At 57.3% G+C, this 21,820-nt stretch carries 17 protein-coding genes, 1 tRNA gene and 2 rRNA genes; 11 read left to right on the top strand and 9 right to left on the bottom strand.

Translation table 11 applies throughout. The features are described from left to right. Positions 1-140 precede the first annotated feature (140 nt). Positions 141-875: a hypothetical protein gene (locus CFII64_RS25405; RefSeq protein ID WP_020293731.1), complete on the top strand. Its 735-nt coding sequence runs from the start codon at positions 141-143 to the stop codon at positions 873-875. Between the two features lie 58 nt (positions 876-933). On the opposite strand, the gene CFII64_RS25400 is transcribed toward CFII64_RS25405, so the two are convergent. Both CFII64_RS25400 and CFII64_RS25395 read right to left on the bottom strand, forming a co-directional pair. Next, positions 934-1,431 (bottom strand): GNAT family N-acetyltransferase, encoded by a 498-nt coding sequence (locus CFII64_RS25400; protein WP_020293730.1) that lies wholly within the window; start codon positions 1,429-1,431, stop codon positions 934-936. A 39-nt stretch (positions 1,432-1,470) separates the two neighbouring features. Then, positions 1,471-3,093: an acyl-CoA synthetase gene (locus CFII64_RS25395; RefSeq protein WP_020293729.1), complete on the bottom strand. Its 1,623-nt coding sequence runs from the start codon at positions 3,091-3,093 to the stop codon at positions 1,471-1,473. A 539-nt stretch (positions 3,094-3,632) separates the two neighbouring features. On the opposite strand from CFII64_RS25395, the gene CFII64_RS30355 reads away from it, so the two are divergent. The 4 genes from CFII64_RS30355 (at position 3,633) to CFII64_RS25375 (ending at position 7,264) form a co-directional block, all read left to right on the top strand. Beyond that, complete coding sequence (locus CFII64_RS30355; RefSeq protein ID WP_020293727.1) at positions 3,633-4,328, top strand: sulfotransferase family 2 domain-containing protein; 696 nt, start codon at positions 3,633-3,635, stop codon at positions 4,326-4,328. After that, positions 4,321-4,968, top strand: coding sequence for an adenylyl-sulfate kinase (gene cysC / locus CFII64_RS25385; RefSeq protein WP_020293726.1), 648 nt, complete (start codon positions 4,321-4,323; stop codon positions 4,966-4,968). The genes CFII64_RS30355 and cysC overlap by 8 nt, the downstream gene beginning before the upstream one ends. A gap of 142 nt (positions 4,969-5,110) precedes the next feature. Beyond that, complete coding sequence (locus CFII64_RS25380) at positions 5,111-6,241, top strand: mechanosensitive ion channel family protein (protein ID WP_020293725.1); 1,131 nt, start codon at positions 5,111-5,113, stop codon at positions 6,239-6,241. A gap of 204 nt (positions 6,242-6,445) precedes the next feature. Continuing rightward, positions 6,446-7,264: a mechanosensitive ion channel family protein gene (locus CFII64_RS25375; RefSeq protein ID WP_020293724.1), complete on the top strand. Its 819-nt coding sequence runs from the start codon at positions 6,446-6,448 to the stop codon at positions 7,262-7,264. A gap of 51 nt (positions 7,265-7,315) precedes the next feature. On the opposite strand, the gene CFII64_RS25370 is transcribed toward CFII64_RS25375, so the two are convergent. Next, entirely contained in the window at positions 7,316-8,803 is a 1,488-nt protein-coding gene (locus CFII64_RS25370) for a YdgA family protein (RefSeq protein WP_020293723.1), read from the bottom strand. 310 nt (positions 8,804-9,113) lie between these two features. Here CFII64_RS25370 and CFII64_RS25365 point away from each other — a divergent pair, with 310 nt between their 5' ends. From CFII64_RS25365 to CFII64_RS25350, 4 genes are all read left to right on the top strand, one after another. Next, positions 9,114-9,806, top strand: coding sequence for an HAD-IA family hydrolase (locus tag CFII64_RS25365; RefSeq protein ID WP_020293722.1), 693 nt, complete (start codon positions 9,114-9,116; stop codon positions 9,804-9,806). Positions 9,807-10,165: 359 nt separating this feature from the next. After that, the gene (locus tag CFII64_RS25360; RefSeq protein ID WP_020293721.1) at positions 10,166-11,359 is read left to right on the top strand and encodes a PepSY domain-containing protein; all 1,194 of its coding nucleotides are present in this window, start codon (positions 10,166-10,168) and stop codon (positions 11,357-11,359) included. Beyond that, positions 11,356-11,916 carry a hypothetical protein gene (locus CFII64_RS25355; RefSeq protein ID WP_020293720.1) on the top strand — a complete coding sequence of 187 codons (561 nt, stop codon included), beginning with the start codon at positions 11,356-11,358 and terminating at the stop codon, positions 11,914-11,916. Before CFII64_RS25360 ends, CFII64_RS25355 begins: the two co-directional genes overlap by 4 nt. Next, positions 11,913-12,242, top strand: coding sequence for a hypothetical protein (locus tag CFII64_RS25350; RefSeq protein WP_020293719.1), 330 nt, complete (start codon positions 11,913-11,915; stop codon positions 12,240-12,242). Before CFII64_RS25355 ends, CFII64_RS25350 begins: the two co-directional genes overlap by 4 nt. Before the next feature lie 19 nt (positions 12,243-12,261). Here the strand turns inward: CFII64_RS25350 and CFII64_RS25345 are convergent, their stop codons facing one another. Continuing rightward, positions 12,262-13,227: a LysR family transcriptional regulator gene (locus CFII64_RS25345; RefSeq protein WP_044901685.1), complete on the bottom strand. Its 966-nt coding sequence runs from the start codon at positions 13,225-13,227 to the stop codon at positions 12,262-12,264. Positions 13,228-13,329: 102 nt separating this feature from the next. Here CFII64_RS25345 and CFII64_RS25340 point away from each other — a divergent pair, with 102 nt between their 5' ends. Then, positions 13,330-14,535: an MFS transporter gene (locus CFII64_RS25340; protein WP_044901684.1), complete on the top strand. Its 1,206-nt coding sequence runs from the start codon at positions 13,330-13,332 to the stop codon at positions 14,533-14,535. Between the two features lies 1 nt (position 14,536). Here the strand turns inward: CFII64_RS25340 and lapD are convergent, their stop codons facing one another. Beyond that, positions 14,537-16,483, bottom strand: coding sequence for a cyclic di-GMP receptor LapD (gene lapD, locus CFII64_RS25335; protein ID WP_020293716.1), 1,947 nt, complete (start codon positions 16,481-16,483; stop codon positions 14,537-14,539). Positions 16,484-16,506: 23 nt separating this feature from the next. Then, positions 16,507-17,202: a cysteine protease LapG gene (gene lapG, locus CFII64_RS25330; protein WP_020293715.1), complete on the bottom strand. Its 696-nt coding sequence runs from the start codon at positions 17,200-17,202 to the stop codon at positions 16,507-16,509. A 219-nt stretch (positions 17,203-17,421) separates the two neighbouring features. On the opposite strand from lapG, the gene CFII64_RS25325 reads away from it, so the two are divergent. Then, the gene (locus CFII64_RS25325) at positions 17,422-18,150 is read left to right on the top strand and encodes a GntR family transcriptional regulator (protein WP_020293714.1); all 729 of its coding nucleotides are present in this window, start codon (positions 17,422-17,424) and stop codon (positions 18,148-18,150) included. Positions 18,151-18,261: 111 nt separating this feature from the next. Here CFII64_RS25325 and rrf read toward each other — a convergent pair. From rrf to CFII64_RS25310, 3 genes are all read right to left on the bottom strand, one after another. After that, a 5S ribosomal RNA gene (gene rrf, locus CFII64_RS25320) occupies positions 18,262-18,377 on the bottom strand. A gap of 146 nt (positions 18,378-18,523) precedes the next feature. Then, positions 18,524-21,417 (bottom strand): 23S ribosomal RNA (locus tag CFII64_RS25315). A gap of 233 nt (positions 21,418-21,650) precedes the next feature. Next, positions 21,651-21,726, bottom strand: a tRNA-Ala gene (locus CFII64_RS25310). Between the last annotated feature and the right edge of the window lie 94 nt (positions 21,727-21,820).

Genomic DNA, 21,820 nt, shown 5'->3' with positions numbered 1-21,820 from the left:
AGCCGGGAGGACTTGCTCCCGACTAAAGTCGGTCCTACGGGATGATGCCAAGGCCGGCTTCAGTGCTGGCAATAAGCCGCCATTCGATCTAATCTCTGCCCTGAAGCGCAATGGATGCGCGGCCTATCAAGGACGGCTGTATGGACACGAGCAAGGATGACCCCGATTCATACGAGCGCTTCAGTGCCGACGATGATGGCTTGGCACCGCGTGCCCGCCGACGTCGGCCAACCAATGCGTCCAACCTGTTCCGCAATGTCTTCGCGCTGCTGCTGTTTGCAACGGTCAGCGGCTACCTGTTCAGCCGCCATACCCCAGTGGCGCAGTTTATCCCCCAAGCGCGCATCGCACCCGGCCCTTCCGCCGTCTCCAGCCCGGTGCCACCGATCTATACCGCCGACGCCCTGCTCCCGCCAAAATCCTTGGCCGAGTGCATCAAGCCGGACAACATCATCGACGAAGCCGTAGCCACTTGCCGCTATGGCCACTTCCCGCATACCAGCCAGAACGACGTCGCTCAGGGCATGGTTTCCGCTTCTTATCTGAGCAGATTCAAGGCCGAGCAAACGCCTGCGCGAACCAAACGCGTGATCGCGCAGAACGTTGAAAGAGACACCGTTTGGCAATGGGACGGCAAACGCACCTACGCGGCCGAATGGACGGTCATCAACGATCGCATCGAAGGCACCAGCGTCTGCGCCAACTATCGGCGCGGGTCAATCGAATACCGGGAATGCCGCAAAGGCGCCAAGGTGTACTTCCGGGAAAAATGCCGGGAATGGTCGGCGCGGGCCAGCAAGGACCACGCTGATTTCAGCCAGGCAATCAAGCAACGGTTTTGTAGCGCGGGGGACAATTTCAATCCGTTGAGTTGAACTTCGCAGACGCCTTCCCGGATAAATCCGGTCCCACGGTGCGCGACGGGGGCCAGCTTCAACGCCGCAAAACATAAAACTTGCTGTCCACCGCCATCACTGGAAAGCGCTTCGGCAGTTCGGTTCTGCCGACTTCGATGAAGCCGTGCTTCTCGTAAAAGCGGTGCGCCGCGAGGAATTTTTCGGTGGTGCCGAGGTAGATCTCCTGTACGCCGCGCCGTTTTGCTTCCTCCAGCAGCGTGTTCAATAGCTGCGCGGCAACACCGAATTCCCGCCCGCGAAACGCCTGCGCGACGAACATTTTGCGCAGCGCGGCTTGCTGTGCGCCGATGTCTTTAAGGCCGATGGTGCCGATGATGTGCTGAGCGTGTTTAGCGACCCAGAAGTCCCCGCTGCCAACTTGATAGAAGTCGGGGATGGACTGCAAATCGGGTTGGTCATCGGCAGTGATGGCGATGCCAAATTCTTCGCGCTGGATCGGCACAATCACGTCGATGACGCCACGTTGGTCGGCTGGCTCGAAGCGGGAAATCTGGATGTTGTTGGAAGCTGGCACAGCGTAAGTTCCCCGGTTTTTGATGAATAGGGGTCTGTATTAACCGCCTTTCGCCCATTCCCTCAACAAATACTTCTGGATCTTGCCCGTCGAGGTTTTTGGCAAGGCGGCGAAGATCACGGTTTTCGGGACTTTGAAGCCGGCCATGTGTTCGCGGCAGAACTGGATGATTTGCGCCTCGGTGACGGCTTCATGGCCGGGTTTCAGGGTGATGAAAGCGCAAGGTGTTTCGCCCCATTTCTCGTCGGGCTTGGCGACGACGGCCGCTTCAAGGACGGCGGGATGTCGATACAGCGTGCTTTCGACTTCGATGGTCGAGATGTTTTCGCCACCGGAAATGATGATGTCCTTGAGCCGGTCACGGATTTCCAGATAGCCGTCGGCGTGCCAGACCGCCAGGTCGCCGGAGTGAAACCAGCCGCCATCGAAGGCTTGGTCGGTGGCGGTCGGGTTGCCGAGGTAGCCCTTCATCACGGTGTTGCCGCGCATGTAGATCTCGCCGATGGTCGTGCCGTCTTTCGGCACTGGTTGGTGGGTCAACGGATCGGCAACCATCACGCCTTCCAGGGTCGGGTAGCGCACGCCTTGGCGGGCCTTGATCGTGGCGCGGTCGTCGGCGGCCAGTTCTTCCCATTCGGCTTTCCAGGCGCAAACGGTCACCGGGCCGTAGGTTTCGGTCAGGCCGTAGGCGTGGGTGATGCAGATGCCCATGGCTTCGACCGACGCGATGACTTTGGCCGGCGGCGCGGCGCCTGCGGTCATTGCATGCACTGGATGTTCGAAGCTGATATCGGCAGCGTCCGGTAGATTCGCCAGGCCGTTGAGCACAATCGGCGCGCCGCACATATGGCTGACGCGATGCTCGCGGATCAGGCTGATAATTTTCTGCGGATCGACCCGGCGCAGAAACACATGGGTTCCGGCCTGGGCGGTGATGGTCCACGGGTAGCACCAGCCGTTGCAATGGAACATCGGCAAGGTCCACAAATACACCGGATGCAACCCCATGCCCCAGGCCATCTGATTGCCGATGGCATTCAAAAACGCACCGCGATGGTGATAAACCACGCCTTTGGGGTCGCCGGTGGTGCCGGATGTGTAATTCAGCGAGATGGGCGCCCATTCGTCCTGCGGCCATTGCCACTCGAACTGGGGATCGCCAGCGGTCAGCAATGTTTCGTAATCCAGCTCACTGAGCTGCTGGCCTTGGCCGTACTCCGGATCGTCTACGTCAATCAGCAACGGCGGGTTGTCCAACTGCGCCAGGGCGTCGCGCACCACCGCATGAAACTCGCGGTCGGCGATCAAGACTTTGGCCTGGGCGTGCTCAAGCATGAAGGCGATGGTCGGCGCATCGAGGCGCACGTTCAGGGTATTGAGCACGGCCCCCAGCATGGGCACGCCGAAATGCACGTCGAGCATCGCCGGAATATTCGGCAACATCACCGCTACCGTGTCGCCTTCTCCTACGCCGAGCTGGCTCAGGGCCGACGCCAATTGTCGACAGCGCGTGTAGGTTTGCGCCCAGGTGCGGCGAATCGCGCCATGGATCACTGCGGGATAATCGGGATAGGTCGCGGCAGTACGCTCGATGAAGCTCAGCGGCGTCAGCGCGATATGGTTGGCCGGGCCTTTTTCGAGCCCTTGGTGATAAATGGACATGTCTGCACCCTGGCGAATTATTAGCTCTGAACCCTTCATGCGAGATGAAGAGCCGGTGGTTTCAATTGCTTGCTCTCCACGTTATAGCTCGCCTGCCCTGCGCCGTGCTGGCTCCTTTGGCTCAATTGCGCTTTTAGACCGTTTGTGCAGCGCCTGCATCCTGCGCTATAGCGAAAGGCTTACACGCGCTGATGGCGATTGGCTCTGTGCGCCCCGCGTCTGGAGGCTTAAGATTGGATCCAACAACTGATGCGCAGGACGCGCACAGGATCAAGGATGATCGACCATGGCCCGGAGGGCTTACCGACAGGATGTTGGAATGGTCTTGAAGAAAACCCGCCTCGGCGGGTTTTTTGTTGTGCGCGGGAAAGTGAGTTCGAGGGAAGATTTCGTTGGACCGAGTAACAACGTGCTTACAACAAGAACACAACAAACCAACATTCCAATGTCAATGTAAAGAGTATGAAAAGACGTTCATCCAGGACTGGGTAAGTTGTACGCTTGTGACTTCCTAACTGCTTCGCTTCAGGTCATTACTTATGAACCGCCTCCTCTGGAAGTTGATTCCAAAGACGCAGCGTGAACTATTACTTGAGCGTCTTCCGGTCATTGACCGACAAGTCGTGAACAAGACATTGTCCGGCAAGAATCGCTTCCCAGCGGAGTTCGACGCGCTGGAGTGTGTGTTCATTCATGTCCCGAAATGCGCGGGCAGCAGCGTCGCCATGGCCTTGTTCGGCAGCACACCGACCGGGCATATGCCGCTCTACTGGTACGAAAAGCAGTTCAACGAGCGCTTCCAGCACTATTTCAAGTTCGGCTTTGTACGCGATCCGTTACAACGCGCTTGGTCGGCTTACAGTTACTTGTTGAATAACACACAAGATCGGGACAAGGCCGCCCAGGCGCTGGTCAGCCGATACGACAGTTTCGATGATTTCGTCGGTCATTGGCTGCGCCCGGAAAACATAACGAAACAGATACATTTCACATCGCAACATTACTTTCTGCAAGATGCCATGGGCCATTTGAATGTGGACTTCATCGGGCGTCAGGAAACCCTGCAAGAAGATTTCCGCAAGTTGTGCATTCATCTTCACGTCAAAGCCGAACTGCCACACATCAATCGCTCGTCGGCAGCCGACAATCAATTCATTCAGTTTTGCTCCCCCGCCACCCGCCGCCGAGTGCGCGAGGTCTATGCCCGCGACTATGAGTTGTTCGCGTATGACTGAGCGCAAACCGCTGATCGTCGCGCCGAATCTGTTGGTGAACCAGATGCAACGTGAGGACATGAAGCAGCAACACGCCTGTTGCATCTGGCTGACGGGTTTGTCCGGCGCCGGTAAATCAACGCTGGGCATCGAGTTGGACCGAACGCTGCAACACAATGGCTTGCACAGCTATTTGCTGGATGGCGATCGATTGCGTCAGGGAATCTGCCGGGATCTGGGCATGAGTGATGCCGACCGCCACGAAAACGTGCGGCGTATCGCCGAGGTTGCCCGACTGATGGTAGATGCCGGATTAATCGTGATTGTCTGTGCGATTTCACCCTTCCGCGCCGACCGCGATGCCGTCAGGCACTCTCTGGCAGCCGGTGAGTTCATTGAAGTGCATATCAGCACGCCGTTCAGCGAATGTGCGCGACGGGACACCAAAGGGCTGTATCGCGCCGCGCAGCAAGGCCGGATCAAGAACTTCACCGGCTATGACAGCCCGTATGAAGCGCCGCTGCATCCGGAGTTCAGCGTGGATACCAGCGCCGATGATTGCCAAGCCTTTATCGACGCAATTGTCGCCGGACAATTGGGCGACCTGGCATCAGCTGCGTTTCTCGCCGCGACCAAGGCGCAATCGCGCAAATCCTGTTAAGCCGGACGGGCTGGGGAACGATCCCGGGCCGCAGGGCTCACATTTTGCAGGCAGCTATCGCCATCGAGGTCGGCGGACGGCTTTAGGTCAACTCCAGGATGTCCGCTCGACTTAAAGTCATTTCTGCTGCGAGTACCCATCGATGGAACACTTGTTGCCCGAGAGCTGGCTGGAGCTTTTGCCCCTGCCGTGGCTCAGGACCGTTATCGTTGCCTGCTTCGCCGTACTGGTCGCCTTGTTGATTCGCTGGGTGGCGTTCACGGTATTGCGGCGCATTGCCAATTCATTCGTGTTGCCTCAACAACTGCTGCATCGCGCCGCAAACCCGACCGTGTGGCTGCTGCCGTTGCTGGCCTTGCAGACGGTATGGACGGCGGCACCCGACGATCTGCTGATGATCGCAACGGTGCGCCACGTCAACGGCTTGCTGGTCATCGCCGGCTTCACCTGGCTGGTGCTCAGTTGCGTCAATGCCGTGGGCGAAGCGGTGGCGATTCACAACCCGCTGGATATCGAGGACAACCTCAATGCGCGGCGAATTCAGACTCAGGTCCGCGTGTTGGTGCGCTGCGTCAACGCGTTGGTGCTGCTGTTCGGCACCGGGCTGATTCTCATGAGTTTTCCGGCAGTCGCGCAAATCGGCACCAGCTTGCTGGCCTCGGCGGGTCTGGCTGGACTGGCGGCGGGTTTCGCTGCAAAACCGGTGTTGGGCAATCTGATTGCCGGCCTGCAGATCGCCATTTCCCAACCCATTCGCCTGGATGACGTGGTGATCGTCGAGGGCGAATGGGGACGCGTCGAGGAAATCAGCGGTACCTACGTTGTTATCAAGATCTGGGACGAGCGCCGCATGGTGGTGCCGTTGCAGTATTTCATCGAGAAGCCTTTCCAGAACTGGACACGCGCCACCTCCAGCCTGATTGGCTCGGTGTTCGTCTGGGTGGATTACTCGCTGCCGGTGGAAGAGTTGCGCGCCGAAGTGCAGCGCATCTGTGAGGACATTCCGCATCTGTGGGATGGCCGGGTTTGCGTGCTGCAAGTCGCCGACACCAACGCCAAGGCGATGCAGCTGCGGGTGCTGCTGAGTTCTGCGGACTCTTCGCGCAGTTGGGATGCCCGCTGCCATATGCGCGAACGCCTGATCGCCTTCATCGCCAAACAGTACCCGCAAAGCTTGCCGATGCTGCGTACCGAGATTTCCTCGCGCAATGTGCGCCCGGAAATCGAAGGCCATGAAACCCCAACGGATGTTCCGCGCCAGCCGCCGGTTTAGGCCCATCCCGCGGGAGCGAGGCTTGCCCGTGAAGCTTTTTCGAACTAAGAAATGGACGGATGTACCGGCCTCTTCGCGGGCAAGCCTGGCTGCAACCGTTTCTTACGGCGCTGGCACTTTGCTTCCTGTCATAAGTGACAGTAGCGAGTCAGTGTCACTTGAGAGGATGATCTACGGTGCAGGTATTTGGCATGGAGCGCCATCATGGACGATCTGAATTTCATCGATATCAGCACCGATAAAATCACTGCATTATTTGATGTGGCCATGCAATACGGAGTGGTGATCCTGCTCAAGATAGTCACCGCGATCCTGCTCTGGATCGTGGGCCGCTGGTTGATCGGGGTTGTCGTCAATATGGTCCGCACTTCGCTGACCCGGCAAAAATTCGATCCAACGGTTCTGCGCTATCTGGGCTCGTTCATCACCGTAGTGCTGAACATTTTCCTGGTGATTGCGATCCTGAGTTATTGCGGCATCGAAACCACCAGCCTCGCCGCATTACTGGCAGCGGTGGGCCTGGCCATCGGCATGGCGTGGTCGGGGCTGCTGGCGAATCTGGCGGCAGGCGGGTTCATCATCGTGCTGCGCCCGTTCAAGGTCGGCGACCTGATCAGCGCGGCGGATGTGACGGGAACGGTCATGGAAATCGGTTTGTTCGTCACCTCGATCAACACGCTGGATAACGTGTTGACGATGGTGGGCAACAACAAGGTTTTTGCCGGCAATATCGTCAATTTTTCCAGCAATCCGTTCCGGCGCATGGAGTTGACTGCAACGCTGCCCGCCTCAGTGGACGAGCACGCGGTGATTTCAACCCTCAAGCAGCAGATCGGCAGCATTCCCGACGTGCTGGCCAATCCGGAAGTGGACATCAATCTCTCGGCCATTTCCGCGGATGCCCTGACCCTGTCGGTCAGACCTTACTGCCACAACGACCATTACTGGGCGGTGTATTACAAATCCGTGGAAGTGATCCGCGACTTGCAGCGCAATGTTGCGAAATTCCAGACAGCGGGCTGATGCGTAACGAGGTCAGGGCTGACGCTGATTGCTCAGCCCCGACGCCTGGGTTTATTGACCGGACATGCCGCCAACTTTACCCATGATCATTGCGACAAACTGCTGCGGGCTCATTTTGACGCCGTTGAAGTCAACGATGTTATTGGCGTAATGCAGGTCCGAGACCACATTGTCGCCATCGACCTTGGCCAATTGCAGCACCACGGCCATACCGCCGACCATGTCGCTGGCAGCCTTGGCTTGCTCGGCAATCGCGGCGGCATCGGTCAAACCGGCTGCGCGCGCCTGGAGCGTGGCAAGGTCCTGAATCATCGGCTTGGACAGCACGACTTTGGCGTCCAGCTGGCCAATGCTTTTGGCCGCGACAGCGGATGAAGGCTGATCGAGCGAGCCCGGATCTGCCAGATCAACCGCAACCCGCACGTGGCTTTCGCCGTTGGCGGTTTTGAGCGACAGCTTCTCAAGTTCGACATGCGGCTTGCCGGCCAGCAGCTTGGCCGTTTCGGTATCCAGTACCTGCTGATCAGCAGGCAGCAGCGCCAACTGCAGCGGTTCGCCCGCAGCAGCGGCGGCCTGTTGTTGCGGCAGGATTTTGGTCTGGTACAGCTGATACAGCGCTTGCGTCGCCACAACGTCGAAGTTGCTGACTTTGAACGCCAACTGCGCCGCGCCCACGTCGTTGCCCTGATAATTGATCATGCCGATGTTGTAATTGACCTGTGCCGCAAATTTGCCGTTGTCTTCCTGCGCCAGGTTGGTGTTGACCACATCCTTGAACAGCATGGGCGGCTGTCCGGCAACCTGAGCCAGTGCGCTGGCGATTTTCAGATTGCTGTGGCCCAGGTAGAAACCGGATTTGCCCTTGGTGCCGCCGCTGTCGAACGTCAGGCCCTGCATACCCAGGACGACCTGGCCGTCGGGACCGGTGACGTCCAGCTTCAGGTTGTCCATGTTGCCGGTGAGTTTGACCTTCTCGGCATCGGCGCTGGCGTCCACATCGACGACCAGGCCGGAGAAGCTGAACGTGCCGTCGGTATCGTTCATTTCCAGCGGCGACAGGTTCAGCCTCCCGCTGACTGCGCGGTCGTAGCCGACACTGGCGTAGCCCGTAACCGGCGCGACGCCTTTGCTCATGGCAAACCACTTTTCAGCGCTCGGACTTTTTTCCATCTCGAAGTTGCTCTGGGCCATGACCGGCAGCAGCTTCAGCGACTTGATACGCGAGAACGGCAACGGACCATGTTCAATGCGATCCACGAACAGGAATTCAGCGTTGGTGCCGTCAGCGGACAGGTTCGGATCCTGGATAACAAAACGGTAATGCGCGGTGCTGCTGAATACATGGCGGTCAATCGACAGCAGCTCGATGGTCATGCTGCTGTTGCTGCCGGCCAGCGAATTTTTCAATTCCTGGTTGGCATTCTGGATCGAGTCGCGCAGTACGCCTTCAAGCTTGGTGCCGGTGTACCAGGCGCCGCCAGTAGCCAGGGCTCCTGCGACGACGATGACGCCTACTGCGATGCCTGCTGATTTATTCATGTTCGACTCGAGGATGTCCGTTTCTGGATGTGGAAAGAAGTCTTCCCTGAACCTGGGCGGGTTTTGATGGCCTTGGACCTGCCATGCAAAATCATGCCGCCTCGGTGAAAAGTTGCGAGAGATTATCATCGACGGCTTGTGACGGCCCAGCGATGTTGCCCTGTTATGTGTACGAATAGTCCTTTTCGACAGGTGTTGGGCAGCTACATGGCCATTTGGTTGCAGCCACTCCAGATTCATACGCGGGTAGCAATAGCCTTCCTACAGACGTTAGGCTGACGTCAGGTTTGAAAAAACAGGATTCGAGAACATGACTGAACTGCAAAGCGAGCGAGGCCCGATCAAGGCCGTAATTTTCGATATGGACGGCTTGTTGCTGGATACCGAAGGTATTTACACCGAGGTCACCCACCTGATTGCCAGCCGCTATGGCCGCACGTTCGACTGGGCCGTGAAACAGCACACCATCGGCCGTGGCGCTCGGGACTTTGCCGGGTTCGTGATTCAGGAGCTGGAGCTGCCGCTGTCGGTGGACGAGTTCCTCGACATTCGCGCGCCGATGCTCGACGAGCGTTTCCCCAAGGCTGCGGCCATGCACGGTGCCGAAGCGTTGGTGCGCCATCTGGCCCGGCACGATATTCCCATCGCGGTGGGCACCAGTTCATCGATCCATTATTTCAAGGCCAAAACCGAACTGCACCGCAGTTGGTTCGAGCTGTTCGAGATCGTCGTCACTGCCGACGACCCGGACGTGGGCGCAGCCAAACCCGCGCCGGATATTTTCCTGGTTGCCGCACGCCGCCTGGGGGTCGATCCAGCCGATTGCCTGGTGTTTGAAGACTCACCCTTCGGCGTAACCGCCGCCAAAGCCGCCGGCATGTTTGCCGTCGCTGTACCTGATCCACATATGCCCATCGAGCAGTACGAACATGCCGACCTGCTGCTGGAGTCGCTGGCGGACTTCCCGCTTGAGGCCTGGGGTTTGCCGGGGATGAAAGCTTAACGACCTGGTTTCAGAGGACCGCGTTTTCGGGGGAAACACTCTCCCGGCTGAAGCCGGTCCTACAGATTTCTGCACGCTCTGTAGGAGGGGACTTGTCCCCGAAGAGGCCGGGTCAGCCAAACACAATTTGGCTGCCTGTTCTCCATTGCCCAGATGGACGTCTTCCCGGACAAGTCCGGTCCTACCAGAGCGGCGAAAAGAGCGCACTTGCCGTGTGACGGCTCCATGTAACATTTGCTTGCATCTTCGTCGTCGTTTTTTCGCATCTCATCCGTCTTAGTGGTATGCCCAAAATTTATTGGGCCCGGCCTTGTCCGTTTTTCGGACCGGTTGTCACTCTCAAGACAAGATTGCGCCCCATGTCCAAAAAGTCACGTTCGCGTATCTGGTTTATGGTTCACAGCTGGCTGGCGTTGCCCATCTGGTTCTTTGTGTTGATCGTGTGCGTGACCGGCACGCTGGCGGTGGTCAGTCAGGAGATTGTCTGGCTTGCGCAGCCTGAAGTGCGCGCGTCCAAACCTTCGGATGATGCCCCGCTGCTGACCCTCGGCGAAGCGGTAATAGCCGTCAACAAGGCGCGGCCGGAACTGGTGATCAGAAACATCGTGCGCCCGGATGAATCACACTTCGCGCTGACCGCCAGCGTCAGCAACCCCGATGGCACGCTGACCACGCTGTACGTGAACCCCTATACCGGCGTCATTCAGGGCAAAGCCGCGACCTTCAATTTCCGTGGTTTCACGCGGGCGCTGCATGGTTGGTGGCTGGTGCCGTTTACCAACGGTTTCAGTTGGGGCTGGTATCTGGTGTCGTTCCTGGGCCTGCCGATGTTGGTGTCGCTGATAACCGGGCTGGTGGTCTACAAGCGTTTCTGGCGGGGTTTCCTGAAGCCCAAGCTGCGCTTTAACCAAGGTGCCCGGGTTTTCTGGGGAGATTTTCATCGGCTGTCAGGAATCTGGTCGATCTGGTTCATTGCCGTGATTTCCATCACTGGCACCTGGTTTCTGATTCAGGCACTGCTGTTCGACAATCGCATTTCCATCTCTTCCGAAGGCGTTCCAGTTTTTGTCGCCCGAGAAGAAGTGCCGATTTCGCCTTCCGGTGAGCGGCCGCCGACCTTCAATCTGGATCAGGCGATCAACGTCGCCCAACGTGAAGTGCCGGGGCTGGAAATCACTTTCGCCGAGCTTCCCGGCACCGCTTACGCGCCGCTGACCGTGGGTGGGCGCGGCTGGTATCCGCTGATGTTCCAGACCGCCGAGATCAACCCTTACAACGGCGCAATCATTGGCCAGCGCCTGCTTGCGGACAACACGAAGCTGGAATTCGTCACCGAGTCGATGCGGCCACTGCACACCGGGGATTTCGGCGGGCTCTGGATCAAGATGATCTGGTTTGTGTTCGGTCTGCTGCTGAGCATGATGGTGCTCAGCGGCCTGTTGATCTGGAGCAAACGCACGGCGCTGGCAACCGTCGCCTTGCTCAAGCGCCCGGAGCGTGACGTGCAGCGCCTGAAAGCAGTGAACGCCCTCAGAAAGGAGCTCAATTCATGAGCCGGACCGCCACTGCCAACCGGAAGAAGCCTGCCCCGCCCACCACTCGACTCGGACGTTGGTGGCTCAAGTGGCGCTTTCATCTGAATATTCTGCTGCTGCTGATTCCGCTGGGATTCATGCCGGCGTACTTCAAGAACGCCGCATTTTTTCGCGGTGATGCCGGGCTTGGCGAACGGATGATCGGCGATATTCAGGTCGGCCCGTGGAGCCTGACGCTTGCCGAAGTGCATGACGAAGGCCCCGAATCGGACGGCCCGGCGGGTTTCGTCAAGGAATTCAACGCGGCGCTCTGCCAGGCGTGTATCAGCCAGGTAAAAGTCGCCTACATGCGCGTCGGCAAACCCCGCAGCCTGCGCGCGGCCGGAGCGATTTTTGAAGGCAGCCCGTACCGGCTGGGTGCAGAAGTGCCAGTGCCAACGACGACCCAGGCCGATGATCAGCTATGGATAACCCTGGAAGGCTGGGACGGCTCTGTCCATCAGAAAGCAATCCCGCTGACCGTAGCCTCGCCGAAGACCATCGAGTGGCTGGCCAAAAACGGAGACAAACCATGATCCGCTTGAACCCGTTGCGCCTGCTCGCCCTCGCCTGCTTGATCGGCCTGGGCAACACCGCCCACGCCCACGGCCTGGTGTGTAAATGCGAAGAACTGTCTGACCAGCAAGTGCGCTGTGTTGGCGGTTTTTCCAGTGGTGATGGCGTACCCAACGTGACGGTGGATGTCATTAATTACAACGAACGCATCCTGATCCCCGGCAAATTCGGCGCTGATTCCACCTTCACCTTCAAACGTCCGAAAGGCGAGTTCTACGTGCTGATGGATGTGGGCGCAGGGCATGTTCTGGAAGTGGATCACTTGCAGATCAAGCCGGCGCTTTGAGGATTTCTGATTCCGCTGGTTATTCCAACGCCTTCAAATCAACCCCCAGCGCCGTGGCGAACGCTTTCACCAACGGGCTGCGTGGGGCGTTGTGGCGCAGGATCATGTTGAGGTGGGTGCGAATGTTGATCAGGTCGGGGCGCAACGCACGCAACACGCCATCACGCACCAGCCGCGCAGCGAAATGCTCCGGCAGAAACCCGATGAAGCGCCCGGTCATGACCAGCATCGCCACCGCTTCAACCTGGGAGGCCGTGGCGGATTGACTGTCGAGGGTCACGAAGTTGGCCTTGTCGCCATGCAGCGCATAACGATGGTTGACCACCTCACAGCCACGCAACACATCGACATCAATCTCGCGTTCATCGACCTCGAAAAGCGGATGGCCGATTGCGCAGTAGGCGTTTGAAGTTTCCTGATAGAGATCGAAGTAATCGAACTCCTCGCGACGTTGATAGACCGGGACAACACCGACAATCAAGCGCCCTTCGACGATCCCGCGCTCGATGTCATCCAGCGGCGAAGCATGCAAACGTAACCTGACCTTGGGCGCCTCATCATGCAGCACCCGCAGCGCGGCAATCAGCGGCGAGTTGGGGTCCTGGAAAGTGTTGTCGATGACTCCGATGTTCAGGTCGCCGGTCAGCTCATTCTGCGCAGAACTCAGGCGGTCGCGAAAACTGTCCACCGAGGCGAATAAATCGATGGAAGCCTGATAGACCAGCTTGCCTTCTTCGGTCAGGCAAAAGCCTTCCCGACCGCGAGTGCACAGCCGCATGCCGAGGCGAATCTCAAGATCGGAAATCTGTTTACTGATCGCCGCGAGGCCAACGTTCAGCTCATTTTGCGCGGCGCTGAAACCGCCCGCTTCGACCACCGCCTTGAACACCCGCAACAGTTTGAAATCGAGCCCGCTGAGTGACAACGGCGGGCGGTTTCCGGGCTTGGGGGGCAAGTTTCCAGAACCGGAAAGTGGAGTGTCCATAAAGCTGATTGACCTCAGTTGCCTTTTTCAACAGGCTGCGAGCCACGATACGAACATAGCCAACGGTGATTGGCAACTTCACCTCAAGGACATCAACCTCGCGTGGCCACTTACTCTCTCGTTATCCGGCGCTTGATGATCTGCTCGCTGACTATCGTCGTCAGTCGGGCGATTACCAGTCCGTTGCTGACATTGTTTCTGAGCACGCGATTGGGGCTGGATCAACAGGATGTCGGCTTGCTCATGGGCATCGCCGTGTTCCTCGCAACCTTGCTCGGGCTGTATGGCGGTTACATCATCGACCGCCTGGAAAAACGCAAACTGCTGATCGTGGCCATGCTTTCCAGTGCGATTGGTTTCACGTTGCTGACCTTCGCTCACGACGTGTACCTGACCACGCTGACACTGGTGATCACCGAAACGGCATCGGCGTTGTTCCTGATCGGTTCCAAAGCCATCATCAGCGAGAACCTGCCGATCGGCCTGCGCGCCAAAGCCTTTTCCCTGCGCTACACGCTCACCAATATCGGCTATGCCACCGGCCCGATGCTGGGCGTGATCATCGCCGGGTACTGGCCGCTGGCGCCATTTTTTATCGCTAGCGCCATCGCCTTCGGCAGCCTGTTCTTGATGATTGGCATCCCGCCGACCCAGCGCAGCGACGAGGTCAAACCGCAGAGTTTTCTCAGCACGCTGCGCACCTTGAAAAACGACCGCACGCTGATCCTGTTCACCAGCGGCAGCTTGTTGAGTACCATCGTGCACGGCCGCTTCACGCTGTATCTCTCGCAATTTCTGCTGGTGACCCAGACGTCCACCGCAGATGCATTGAAGATTCTTTCTGCGATGCTTGCCTGCAACGCCGTGACGGTGATCCTGCTGCAATATCAGATCGGGCGTTTTCTCAAGCGCGAGCAATTGCCTCGCTGGATCGTGGTGGGCACCGCGTTGTTCGTGATCGGTCTGTTGGCGTTCAGTTTTTCCCACAGCATGCTGGCGTGGTGCATCGCGATGTTCATTTTCACCCTGGGTGAAATGATCATCTATCCCGCCGAATATCTGTTCGTCGACACCATCGCACCCGAGAACCTGCGCGGCAGCTACTACGGCGCGCAGAATCTGGCGGCGTTTGGCGGCGCATTGAGCCCGGTGATTTGTGGCTACTTGCTGATCCACACGCCCGCGCCGACTATGTTCTATGTCCTCGCCGGGCTGACCGCCATGGGTGGCGTGCTGTGCTTCTGGAGCGGACGCAGCGTGGCGTTGGCGCCCGATGTTCAGGACCTGGCGGACGAGACTTCAGCCTGACTCACTGCCACGGCGCAGGCTCGCCGAAAAGTTGTCCCTGTGCCGCCTGAATGCCCATCTCGCGAATGATGCGCAACTCGCCCTCAGTCTCGATACGCTCGGCAATCAGCGGCAGATCGATGCTGTGGGCGGCGCGCTGCATCGCTTCGATAAACAGACGCTTTGGCACGTCTACATCAATATTGCGGATATAGCTGCCGTCGATTTTCAGGTATGCCAGCCCCAGGACTGAGAGGTCGCCGATCATGCTGAAGCGCCCGCCGAAGTGCTGCACCGCAAAGGCAAAACCCAGCTCATGCAGGCGTGTGGTCAGCGCGCGTAACCCGGCGTGCTCAGCGATGCGCCGGGCGTCGATTTCAAGGGTCAGCCGCGCGGCCATTGAAGCGTGACGACGCAGCAGCTCGAAGGCTTGCTCACTGCTGGCCGGGTCCTCCAGCGTGGTGCCCGAGACGCTCAGTGCCAGTGGCTTTTGATGCTCAGCCAACTGTTCGAAAACAGACTCAAGCATCACCAGGTCCAGCCTTGAGGACCAGCCGAAGCGTTCGATCCAGGGCAGGAATCGACCGGCCGGGAGTAGCTGCCCGTGTGGGTCACGCAACCGCGCCAGCACTTTGTGATGCAGCACCTGCGTGGGATCGCGAGTGTCCACCACCGGCTGGAAAAACAGCTGAAAGCTGCGCTGAGTCAGCGCCTGATCCAGTAAGCGATACCAGGCGTGATGGTCGTCTTCGGGGCTGGACTCCGCGCTGCGCGGTGCCATGCTCCAGCCCGGATCGTGCTGGTTTTCCGCCTCGACCAAAGCCTGGTCCGCCAGCCCGATCACGGTTGAGGGGCTGTCGCCCGGACTGAATGCCGCCAGGCCAATCGACGCGATGGGTGTGACATCAGAAGCGCCGGTTTCCTGCAGGCTGATCAGGCCGCTTTGCAGTTTTTGAACCAGCAGCAACGCATCTTCGCGGCCCATGCCCGGACCCAGCACGGCAAATTCGCCACCCCGATTGCGCGCGAGCAGATGACGGGTTTGAAGATGGGCAGCGCAGTGGCGCCCGAGCAGGTCACTGATCGCCAGCAGCAGGGAATCGGTGCGATTGCCCCCCAGGCGCTCGTTCAACCCGGCCATATCGTTGACCCGCAACAGCAGCAGATAACCCGGACTGGCATCCTCTCGACAGGTCAGATACTCCGCGAGTTGCATGTCGAAATAACGCCGGTTACCCAGTCCGGTCAGACTGTCTTGCCAGCACTCGCCACGTAGCTGTTCAGTTCGTTGGGTATTCTCGACAAACAGCGCCTGGAGCTTGTCGACCATCTGGTTCATCGCCTGAACCACCCGCCGCAATTCCGGGGTGCCGGGCAGGGCTGACAGACTCAGGAACTCACGACGAGCAATGGCGTTGGCCTGCGCAACCAGGTAGTCCAGCGGTCGAAGCCGGCGTTTGAGCAACAAGCCACCCAACACGGCGCTGAGCAAACCACAGATCAATAACCAACCCAGGCTGCCCAACGCACTTTGCCAGAGTTTCTGCACGGCAAACTGGGGATGGCTTATCACTTCGACCCGTGCCGCCTGCTGCCAGCCGCGACTGATAATTGCACTCCCGTCGGCAGGTTCCAGTGCAATCAATTTGATGAACCACGCGGGTACGTCGTTGGTATCGGGTTGCGCCTGGCGCTGTGCCAGTGACCGCCCACTGGCCAGGTCCACGACCTTGATGTTTGTGTAATACCCGCTGTCGAAAATCGCTGAAGCCATCAATTCAACCATCGCCGGATCATCGATCACCGGCGTCAGCGACAGCGCCAATGCTGTCGCCGCGTCCTGGGCATGGGAGTGCAATTGGGCGACGTATTGGCTACGTGAGCTTTCCAGGCTGATCAAAAAGTTGCCGCTGAAGGCAACAACCAAAAACAGGCAGATGGCGATCAATAGCTGTTTGAACAATGACATCGGCGCTCCTTGCTCCGGGCAGACTACCGTTCAGGTTCTGATGGAAAGCCTTCGGCTCGCATCTTTTTCAACACATCCTGCCAACGGGACAGACGCTTGCTATCACCTGTCCGTGTATTGCCGGAATCTCCCGCAAGCCATACGCCTTCGCCGTTGAACGCATACACCGGCAGCAAATCCGGACGCTGGCTTGCAGGCATGATCACGTCAACCAAACTGTCCAGGACAAGGGGCTCGCTGCCTGGAGTGGCGTAGTAGGTCAGCACCATATGAGCGCGATTGAGGCCTAACGCCTTCACGTAGGTAATCAGCAATTTTTCGCCTGGAACATCCAGATGCCGCAGGCTGAAGTATTTGGCAATTGCATAGTCCTCACAGTCTCCAGCGCCCTTGATTAGCGACTCCACTGGCGTCGCCCAGTAATCCGGCTGGTGCCACAGCTCGCTGTCTTCTCGATAATGCAGTTGGCTATTGAAGAATCGATTGACCAGGTTCAACTGTTCCAGCTCGCTGAACTGCCTGCGTGTAGCCAACAGATTCTGCCAGGCGTCGATGCGCTCGCGGCCTTCTCCCAGCGGCCCATACAAGGCTTGGGCACGATGGCTGATGACGGTAAAATCCCAGTCAGCATGGACCCCGCCGACGCAGCCCAAGGCAGCCAGCACGAGCGCGATACAAGGCCCGCGGCCAAGTCGATCCAACGCCAGGCGTGCCGCCATGCAGTGATTCCGTGTGGCTGGCCATTAGCGCTTGATGGTGCAGTTTCGCTCGGAGAAAGACAATGGCGCGGTGAGATCATCTGCTCAACAGATTATCGACCGTACGATGGGTCAACCCCGTTCGTGGAACCAATTTCCTCGGGAATGTTTGACAATGCCGTGCGCTGCTCTAGTGTCAATTGGATCCAATCCCCTTAGTCCTCTCAAAGAAGTAGGGTGATGCGCAATCTCGATAGACAAAGCTTTCTGCGCGAACTTCTCGGCGATGAACAGCCTCCAGCGCATCTGGCCAGGGCGGTCATCGAAGAACGGCTTCGCAACGCTATCCTCGATGGCCGCTTGCCCGCCGGCATCGCGCTGCGTCAGCAAGAACTGGCGACCTTGTTTGGCGTCAGCCGCATGCCGGTGCGCGAGGCGCTGCGTCAGCTCGAAGCGCAGTCGTTATTGCGTGTCGAGACGCATAAAGGAGCCGTGGTCGCACCGCTGATCAATGAAGATGCCATGGACGCTTATGCGTTGCGCATTCTGTTGGAATCCGAAGCGCTGCGTCAGTCGATCCCTTTGCTGGACGCAGAGGATCTTGCCCTGGCGCGGCGTTGCGTGGAGCAACTGGAGGTCGAAACTGATTACAGCGAAATGGGCAGGCTTAACCGTATGTTCCATATGGCGCTGTATGCCAAGGCGCACAACCAACGACTCATGAATTTGGTGGAGCAAGGCCTGAACGAGGAGGAGCGATTCCTGCGCTTCCATCTTTCATCGATGGGCTTGGGCAAGCTCTCTCAGAACGACCACTGGCATTTGTTTGAACTGGCCAAAGACAAGTTGGTAGAGCAAACCGTACAAGCGCTGGTACATCACCTCAATCGCGCTATGGAAGCCATCACCCGGTATCTCAGCAGCCGGCCGAGTGCCGAACCGGGAAAACCGACTGAGCAAAAAAAGTAACCGCTGACGAGGGGGGCGATTTGCGCGCACCTGGTATGGCGTTACCCTCATCCAGAGCGCAGAAAGACAAAACCCCCGAACGCGTAAGCGATCGGGGGTTCTGGAATTCAATCTTGACGATGACCTACTCTCACATGGGGAAACCCCACACTACCATCGGCGATGCATCGTTTCACTGCTGAGTTCGGGATGGGATCAGGTGGTTCCAATGCTCTATGGTCGTCAAGAAATTCGGGTACCGGGCCGTCTGTCGACGTCTCGGCAAATCAGGTATGTGATAGCTCGGTATCGTTGTGGGCGTCGCGAACTTTCGGTTCGTGTCGTCTTCACAGTCACCGCAATCTGGCTTTCGCTCAAATTGCTTGGGTGTTATATGGTCAAGCCTCACGGGCAATTAGTACAGGTTAGCTCAACGCCTCACAGCGCTTACACACCCTGCCTATCAACGTCGTAGTCTTCGACGGCCCTTCAGGGGACTCAAGGTCCCAGTGAGATCTCATCTTGAGGCTAGTTTCCCGCTTAGATGCTTTCAGCGGTTATCTATTCCGAACATAGCTACCCGGCAATGCCACTGGCGTGACAACCGGAACACCAGAGGTTCGTCCACTCCGGTCCTCTCGTACTAGGAGCAGCCCCTCTCAAATCTCAAACGTCCACGGCAGATAGGGACCGAACTGTCTCACGACGTTCTAAACCCAGCTCGCGTACCACTTTAAATGGCGAACAGCCATACCCTTGGGACCGGCTTCAGCCCCAGGATGTGATGAGCCGACATCGAGGTGCCAAACACCGCCGTCGATATGAACTCTTGGGCGGTATCAGCCTGTTATCCCCGGAGTACCTTTTATCCGTTGAGCGATGGCCCTTCCATACAGAACCACCGGATCACTAAGACCTACTTTCGTACCTGCTCGACGTGTCTGTCTCGCAGTCAAGCGCGCTTTTGCCTTTATACTCTACGACCGATTTCCGACCGGTCTGAGCGCACCTTCGTACTCCTCCGTTACTCTTTAGGAGGAGACCGCCCCAGTCAAACTACCCACCATACACTGTCCTCGATCCGGATAACGGACCTGAGTTAGAACCTCAAAGTTGCCAGGGTGGTATTTCAAGGTTGGCTCCACGCAGACTGGCGTCCACGCTTCAAAGCCTCCCACCTATCCTACACAAGCAAATTCAAAGTCCAGTGCAAAGCTATAGTAAAGGTTCACGGGGTCTTTCCGTCTAGCCGCGGATACACTGCATCTTCACAGCGATTTCAATTTCACTGAGTCTCGGGTGGAGACAGCGCCGCCATCGTTACGCCATTCGTGCAGGTCGGAACTTACCCGACAAGGAATTTCGCTACCTTAGGACCGTTATAGTTACGGCCGCCGTTTACCGGGGCTTCGATCAAGAGCTTCGCGTTAGCTAACCCCATCAATTAACCTTCCGGCACCGGGCAGGCGTCACACCCTATACGTCCACTTTCGTGTTTGCAGAGTGCTGTGTTTTTAATAAACAGTCGCAGCGGCCTGGTATCTTCGACCGGCAGGGGCTTACGCAGTAAATGCTTCACCTCCACCGGCGCACCTTCTCCCGAAGTTACGGTGCCATTTTGCCTAGTTCCTTCACCCGAGTTCTCTCAAGCGCCTTGGTATTCTCTACCCAACCACCTGTGTCGGTTTGGGGTACGGTTCCTGGTTACCTGAAGCTTAGAAGCTTTTCTTGGAAGCATGGCATCAACCACTTCGTGTACTAAAAGTACACTCGTCATCAGCTCTCGGCCTTAGAATCCCGGATTTACCTAAGATTCCAGCCTACCACCTTAAACTTGGACAACCAACGCCAAGCTGGCCTAGCCTTCTCCGTCCCTCCATCGCAATAACCAGAAGTACAGGAATATTAACCTGTTTTCCATCGACTACGCTTTTCAGCCTCGCCTTAGGGACCGACTAACCCTGCGTCGATTAACGTTGCGCAGGAAACCTTGGTCTTTCGGCGTGGGTGTTTTTCACACCCATTATCGTTACTCATGTCAGCATTCGCACTTCTGATACCTCCAGCAAGCTTCTCAACTCACCTTCACAGGCTTACAGAACGCTCCTCTACCGCATCACCCGAAGGTGATACCCGTAGCTTCGGTGTATGGTTTGAGCCCCGTTACATCTTCCGCGCAGGCCGACTCGACTAGTGAGCTATTACGCTTTCTTTAAAGGGTGGCTGCTTCTAAGCCAACCTCCTAGCTGTCTAAGCCTTCCCACATCGTTTCCCACTTAACCATAACTTTGGGACCTTAGCTGACGGTCTGGGTTGTTTCCCTTTTCACGACGGACGTTAGCACCCGCCGTGTGTCTCCCATGCTCGGCACTTGTAGGTATTCGGAGTTTGCATCGGTTTGGTAAGTCGGGATGACCCCCTAGCCGAAACAGTGCTCTACCCCCTACAGTGATACATGAGGCGCTACCTAAATAGCTTTCGAGGAGAACCAGCTATCTCCGAGCTTGATTAGCCTTTCACTCCGATCCACAGGTCATCCGCTAACTTTTCAACGGTAGTCGGTTCGGTCCTCCAGTTAGTGTTACCCAACCTTCAACCTGCCCATGGATAGATCGCCCGGTTTCGGGTCTATTCCCAGCGACTAGACGCCCTATTAAGACTCGCTTTCGCTACGCCTCCCCTATTCGGTTAAGCTCGCCACTGAAAATAAGTCGCTGACCCATTATACAAAAGGTACGCAGTCACCCAACAAAGTGGGCTCCCACTGCTTGTACGCATACGGTTTCAGGATCTATTTCACTCCCCTCTCCGGGGTTCTTTTCGCCTTTCCCTCACGGTACTAGTTCACTATCGGTCAGTCAGTAGTATTTAGCCTTGGAGGATGGTCCCCCCATGTTCAGACAAGGTTTCTCGTGCCCCGTCCTACTCGATTTCATTACCAAGAGATTTTCGCGTACAGGGCTATCACCCACTATGGCCGCACTTTCCAGAGCGTTCCGCTAATCTCAAGATAACTTAAGGGCTGGTCCCCGTTCGCTCGCCACTACTAAGGGAATCTCGGTTGATTTCTTTTCCTCAGGGTACTTAGATGTTTCAGTTCCCCTGGTTCGCTCCATACACCTATGTATTCAGTGTAAGGTAACCATCTTATGATGGCTGGGTTCCCCCATTCAGACATCTCCGGATCACAGTCTGTTTGCCGACTCCCCGAAGCTTTTCGCAGGCTACCACGTCTTTCATCGCCTCTGACTGCCAAGGCATCCACCGTATGCGCTTCTTCACTTGACCATATAACCCCAAGCAATCTGGTTATACTGTGAAGACGACATTCGCCGAAAATTCGCAATTACTCACAAATTTTACCTTAGCCTGATACCCACCAGTGAAAGTGGCCATCAGTCTATATTTCTATCACATACCCAAATTTTTAAAGAACGATCTAATCAAAGACTAGAAATCAACATTCACCATCAACGATGGAATGCTCATTTCTAAGCTTTACAATCAACAGAAGCAGTAAGTGGTGGAGCCAAACGGGATCGAACCGTTGACCTCCTGCGTGCAAGGCAGGCGCTCTCCCAGCTGAGCTATGGCCCCGTATTGCTACAGGCGTTACTTTCGAGGCGGGGTGCGCTTCAGCCAATTAACTCACCAGGAAACTGGTGGGTCTGGGCAGATTCGAACTGCCGAC

Origin of the sequence: Pseudomonas sp. CFII64 (genome assembly GCF_000416235.1) — a bacterium.
Lineage (GTDB): Bacteria > Pseudomonadota > Gammaproteobacteria > Pseudomonadales > Pseudomonadaceae > Aquipseudomonas.
This window is presented reverse-complemented; position numbering and strand designations above follow the sequence as displayed.